This is a genomic window from Streptomyces colwelliae (assembly GCF_048158785.1).
Lineage (GTDB): Bacteria > Actinomycetota > Actinomycetes > Streptomycetales > Streptomycetaceae > Streptomyces.
Genome location: NZ_JBLTJC010000544.1, coordinates 1 through 5,514, shown reverse-complemented (window position 1 = coordinate 5,514; position 5,514 = coordinate 1). Strand labels below are relative to the sequence as shown.

Annotated in this window: 5 protein-coding genes; all 5 read left to right on the top strand. The window is 71.5% G+C overall.

The window, feature by feature from the left end:
- A partial coding sequence (gene infB / locus ACNFOC_RS50345) for a translation initiation factor IF-2 (protein ID WP_416965688.1) occupies nt 1-2,786 on the top strand: 2,786 nt, incomplete at its 5' end.
- Between the two features lie 136 nt (nt 2,787-2,922).
- A complete protein-coding gene (locus ACNFOC_RS50340) occupies nt 2,923-3,216 on the top strand; it encodes a DUF503 domain-containing protein (protein ID WP_019064765.1) in 294 nt (97 codons plus the stop codon).
- A gap of 71 nt (nt 3,217-3,287) precedes the next feature.
- The gene (gene rbfA, locus ACNFOC_RS50335; protein WP_019064766.1) at nt 3,288-3,743 is read left to right on the top strand and encodes a 30S ribosome-binding factor RbfA; all 456 of its coding nucleotides are present in this window, start codon (nt 3,288-3,290) and stop codon (nt 3,741-3,743) included.
- Entirely contained in the window at nt 3,740-4,645 is a 906-nt protein-coding gene (truB, locus tag ACNFOC_RS50330; protein ID WP_416965687.1) for a tRNA pseudouridine(55) synthase TruB, read from the top strand. The genes rbfA and truB overlap by 4 nt, the downstream gene beginning before the upstream one ends.
- A gap of 279 nt (nt 4,646-4,924) precedes the next feature.
- A complete protein-coding gene (locus tag ACNFOC_RS50325) occupies nt 4,925-5,491 on the top strand; it encodes a trypsin-like peptidase domain-containing protein (protein WP_416965689.1) in 567 nt (188 codons plus the stop codon).
- Nucleotides 5,492-5,514: the final 23 nt, after the last annotated feature.

Sequence of the window (5,514 nt, the reverse complement as noted above, 5' to 3'; positions counted from 1 at the left end):
CCGAGTTCACCGCCCCCCCGGCGGCTCCCGTGGCTCCGGCCGCGCCTGCCGCCCCTGCTTCTACGGGCGGTTCCAGTTCTGCCCCGCGTCCGGGCGCCCCGCGTCCGGCCAGCCAGGCTCCCCGTCCGGGCGGTGCCCGTCCGGCCGGTCCCGGCCAGGGTGGTCAGGGTCGTGGCGACCGTCCCGAGCGCAGTGACCGCGGCGACCGTCCCGGCGCTCCGCGTCCGGCCGGTCAGGGCGCGCGTCCCGGTGCTCGTCCGGCCGGTCCCCGTCCGGGCAACAACCCGTTCACCTCCGGTGGTTCCACCGGCATGGCGCGCCCCGGCGCGCCCCGTCCCGGTGCCCCGCGTCCCGGCGGCCAGGACCGTCCGGGCGGTGCCCCCGGTGGCGCTCCGCGTCCGCAGGGTGCCGGTCAGGGCGGTCCCCGTCCCCAGGGCGCTTCGGGCGGTGCCCGTCCGGGTGCTCCCGGTGGCGCGCGTCCGAGCCCGGGCGGCATGCCCCGCCCGCAGGGCGGCGCTCCGCGTCCCGGCGGTGGCCCCGGTGGCAACCGTCCGAACCCCGGCATGATGCCGCAGCGTCCCGCTGCCGGTAGCCCCCGTCCCGGTGGCGGCCCCGGTGGCCGTGGTCCCGGTGCCGGCGGCGGTCGTCCCGGCGGTCCGGGTGGCGGCGGCGGTCGTCCGGGTGGCGGCGGCGGCTTCGCCGGTCGTCCGGGTGGCGGCGGTGGCGGTTTCGCCGGTCGTCCCGCGGGTCCCGGTGGCGGTGGCGGCGGTTTCGCCGGCCGTCCGGGTGCTCCCGCCGGTGGCGGCGGTGGCCGTCCCGGCTTCGGTGGCCGTCCCGGTGGTCCGGGTGGCCGCGGTGGCACACAGGGCGCCTTCGGCCGTCCCGGTGGTCCCGCGCGTCGTGGTCGCAAGTCGAAGCGGCAGAGGCGCCAGGAGTACGAGGCCATGCAGGCCCCGTCGGTCGGCGGTGTGATGCTGCCTCGTGGCAACGGACAGTCCGTCCGTCTGTCGCGCGGTGCGTCCCTCACCGACTTCGCCGAGAAGATCAACGCCAACCCGGCGTCGCTCGTCGGCGTGATGATGAACCTCGGCGAGATGGTCACTGCCACGCAGTCCGTCTCCGACGAGACGCTGAAGCTCCTCGCGGACGAGATGAACTTCGTCCTCGAGATCGTCAGCCCCGAGGAGGAGGACCGCGAGCTGCTCGAGTCCTTCGACATCGAGTTCGGCGAGGACGAGGGTGGCGAGGAGTTCCTCGTCGCGCGTCCGCCGGTCGTGACCGTCATGGGTCACGTCGACCACGGTAAGACCCGCCTCCTCGACACCATCCGCAAGACGAACGTCATCGCGGGCGAGGCCGGCGGTATCACCCAGCACATCGGTGCGTACCAGGTCGCGACCGAGGTCAACGGCGAAGAGCGCCGGATCACCTTCATCGACACCCCGGGTCACGAGGCGTTCACCGCCATGCGTGCCCGTGGTGCCAAGTCGACCGACATCGCGATCCTCGTGGTGGCGGCCAACGACGGTGTGATGCCCCAGACGATCGAGGCGTTGAACCACGCCAAGGCGGCCGACGTGCCGATCGTGGTCGCGGTCAACAAGATCGACGTCGAGGGCGCCGACCCGACCAAGGTGCGCGGTCAGCTCACCGAGTTCGGGCTGGTGGCCGAGGAGTACGGCGGCGACACCATGTTCGTCGACATCTCCGCCAAGCAGGGCCTCAACATCGAGAGCCTGCTGGAGGCCGTGGTCCTCACCGCGGACGCCTCGCTCGACCTGCGGGCCAACCCGGAGCAGGACGCGCAGGGCATCGCGATCGAGTCCCACCTGGACAAGGGCCGCGGCGCCGTCGCGACCGTCCTGGTCCAGCGAGGCACCCTGCGGGTCGGCGACACCATGGTGGTCGGCGACGCCTACGGCCGTGTCCGCGCGATGCTCGACGACAAGGGCGACAACGTGGAAGAGGCGGGTCCCTCGACCCCGGTCCTCGTCCTCGGTCTCACCAACGTCCCGGGCGCCGGCGACAACTTCCTCGTCGTCGACGAGGACCGCACGGCACGTCAGATCGCCGAGAAGCGCGCGGCGCGCGAGCGCAACGCCAACTTCGCCCGGCGCGGAGTCCGGTTCTCCCTGGAGAACCTGGACGAGGCCCTCAAGGCCGGTCTGGTGCAGGAACTCAACCTCATCATCAAGGGCGACGCGTCCGGTTCGGTGGAGGCTCTCGAGTCCTCGCTGCTCCAGCTCGACGTCGGCGACGAGGTCGACATCCGCGTCCTGCACCGCGGCGTGGGTGCGGTCACCGAGTCGGACATCGACCTGGCGACCGGCTCCGACGCGATCGTCATCGGCTTCAACGTCCGCGCCGCGGGCCGCGCGGCGCAGATGGCGGAGCGCGAGGGCGTCGACGTCCGGTACTACTCGGTGATCTACCAGGCCATCGAGGAGATCGAGGCGGCCCTCAAGGGCATGCTCAAGCCGGAGTACGAGGAGGTCGAGCTCGGCACGGCGGAGATCCGCGAGGTCTTCAAGTCGTCCAAGCTGGGCAACATCGCCGGTGTCCTGGTCCGCTCGGGCGAGGTCAAGCGCAACACCAAGGCGCGCCTCGTCCGCGACGGCAAGGTCATCGCGGAGAGCCTCACCATCTCCGGTCTGCGTCGCTTCAAGGACGACGTCACCGAGATCCGCGAAGGGTTCGAGGGCGGTATCAACCTCGGCAACTTCAACGACATCAAGGTCGACGACGTCATCGCGACGTACGAGATGCGCGAGAAGCCTCGCGGCTGATCGACACAGCACGCGATCGGGGCCGGTCGGCGGAGAGAATTTCCGTCGATCGGCCCCGGCCGTTGCGTGTACGGTTCCTGTATCGGCGTCCGAGACCGGCGCCCATACCCCGAACCGGCGGGACATCCGGACACACATGTATGTGGGGACTCTGTCCTTCGACCTGCTCCTCGGCGACGTCCACTCGCTGAAGGAGAAACGCTCTCTCGTCCGTCCGATCGTGGCCGAACTCCAGCGCAAGTACGCGGTGAGCGCGGCCGAGACGGGCAGCCAGGACCTCCATCGCAGGGCCGAGATCGGGCTCGCGGTGGTCTCCGGGGACACGGGACACCTCACCGACGTACTGGACCGCTGCGAGCGACTCGTCGCCGCGCGGCCCGAGGTGGAACTGCTCTCCGTTCGACGCAGACTCCACAGCGACGAAGACTGAAGCCGGACGAAGACCGAAGCAAGCGGCAAGACGTAGTTGCAGCAAGACGTAGTTACTAAGGAGACGGACCAGTGGCCGACAACGCGCGTGCCAAGAGGCTGGCGGACCTCATCCGAGAGGTGGTGGCCAAGAAGCTGCAGCGCGGGATCAAGGATCCGCGGCTCGGCACGCACGTCACCATCACGGACACCCGGGTGACGGGTGACCTGCGGGAGGCGACCGTCTTCTACACGGTGTACGGGGACGACGAGGCGCGGGCCGAGGCGGCTGCCGGACTGGAGAGCGCCAAGGGCGTGCTCCGTTCCGCGGTGGGCGCCGCGGCGGGCGTGAAGTTCACGCCGACCCTCACCTTCGTCGCGGACGCCCTCCCGGACACCGCCAAGACCATCGAGGACCTCCTCGACAAGGCACGGCAGTCCGACGAGAAGGTACGCGAGGTCTCGGCGGGCGCCGCGTACGCGGGTGACGCGGACCCGTACAAGAAGCCGGACGACGAGGACGACGACGAGGACGACACCGCCGAATGACCGAGAAAACCCCGACGCCCGACGGCCTTGTCATCGTGGACAAGCCGTCGGGCTTCACCTCGCACGACGTGGTCGCCAAGATGCGCGGCATCGCCCGCACCCGCCGCGTCGGGCACGCGGGCACCCTCGACCCGATGGCAACGGGCGTACTCGTCCTGGGAGTCGAGAAGGCGACAAAGCTCCTGGGGCATCTCGCGCTCACGGAGAAGGAGTACCTGGGCACGATCCGCCTGGGCCAGAGCACCCTGACCGACGACGCCGAGGGCGAGATCACGGGGTCGACAGACGCCTCGAAGGTCACCCGGGACGCCGTCGACGCCGGGATCGCCAAGCTCAGCGGCCAGATCATGCAGGTCCCGTCCAAGGTCAGCGCCATCAAGATCAACGGCGTCCGCTCGTACAAACGGGCCCGCGACGGCGAGGACTTCGAGATCCCCGCCCGCCCCGTCACCATCTCCTCCTTCGCGGTCTACGACGTCCGGGACGCCGTCGCCGAGGACGGCACCCCCGTCCTGGACCTGGTGGTCTCGGTGGTCTGCTCGTCCGGCACCTACATCCGGGCCCTGGCCCGCGACCTGGGCGAGGACCTGGGCGTAGGCGGCCACCTGACCGCTCTCCGCCGCACCCGCGTCGGCCCGTACAAGCTGGACACGGCGAAGACCCTCGACCAGCTCCAGGAGGAGCTGACCGTGATGCCGATCGCCGAAGCCGCCGAGGCCGCGTTCCCGCGCTGGTCCGTCGACACCCGGCGGGCGAAGCTGCTGCTCAACGGTGTCCGCCTGGACATCCCCGAGGAGTACACGGGCGCCGGCGCGGTCGGCGTCTTCGACCCCGAGGGCCGCTTCCTGGCGCTCGTGGAGGAACAGAAGGGCAAGGCCAAGAGCCTCGCGGTCTTCGCCTGAGAGACACCCCGGGGGCGGGACCGAGGACCTGGCGGGTCCTCAAGTCCCGCCCGTGGAGCGGCGGTCACGGGGTCTACGTTCCCGCCGCTCCACGGTCCCCCCTCGGTTCCCCCACCCCTAGGGTGTATCCAACCCTCGGGGTCTATTCACCCGTCCGGGCAGGCGCTCGGAGTGAACCGAGGGAGCGGAAGGGGGCGCGTTCACCACGCGATCTGTCCCGCTGATCACGCCACGCCTACCGTCGAACACAGGGCATGGGTACGGCGGGGAGGTTCGACCATGGCGGGACGTGGCCCGCGGACGGGCGGCGGCCGTCGGACGCGGGAAGACGCACGGGCGGAGCGATCGACGCTGGGCGCCGCGCCCGTCGCCGACGACATCGACGACACGGCCCCGGCACGCGTCCGCGACCTGGACGAGTCCTTGGTACGCGTCCGCGACCTCGCCGGGCGCCCACGCGGCACCGGATTCGTCGCCGACCACCACGGCACGGTGATCACCAGCCACGAAGCGGTCGACGGACTGCCCCGCCTGGTCCTGCACGCCGCGGGCGACCGCACCTGCCTGGTCACCGCCGACGCGGTGACCCCCCTGCCCGCCCTCGACCTCGCCCTCGTCCGCACCGAGGGCCTCGGTGTCGACCCGCTCCCCGTCACCGTCCGGGACCGCGTCGAGGCCGGCACCTACGTACGCGTCGCCGCGGACCGCTGGCGCGAGGCCCGCCTCCTGGGCGCGACCTCCGTGACCTACACCGCCACCGACCGCTTCCATCTCCTCGACGACGCCCTGCGACCGGACGGTCCCTGCGGCCGGCCGCGCGGAAGACCAGGGCGCCGAGCGGGATGAGCGTGACGTAGGCGGCGTCGCCT

Bases quoted from the DNA above. Each gene is read 5' to 3' on its own strand.
- ACNFOC_RS50340 (WP_019064765.1), top strand. From the start codon at position 2,923: ATGTATGTGGGGACTCTGTCCTTCGACCTGCTCCTCGGCGACGTCCAC.
- truB (WP_416965687.1), top strand. From the start codon at position 3,740: ATGACCGAGAAAACCCCGACGCCCGACGGCCTTGTCATCGTGGACAAG.
- ACNFOC_RS50325 (WP_416965689.1), top strand. From the start codon at position 4,925: ATGGCGGGACGTGGCCCGCGGACGGGCGGCGGCCGTCGGACGCGGGAA.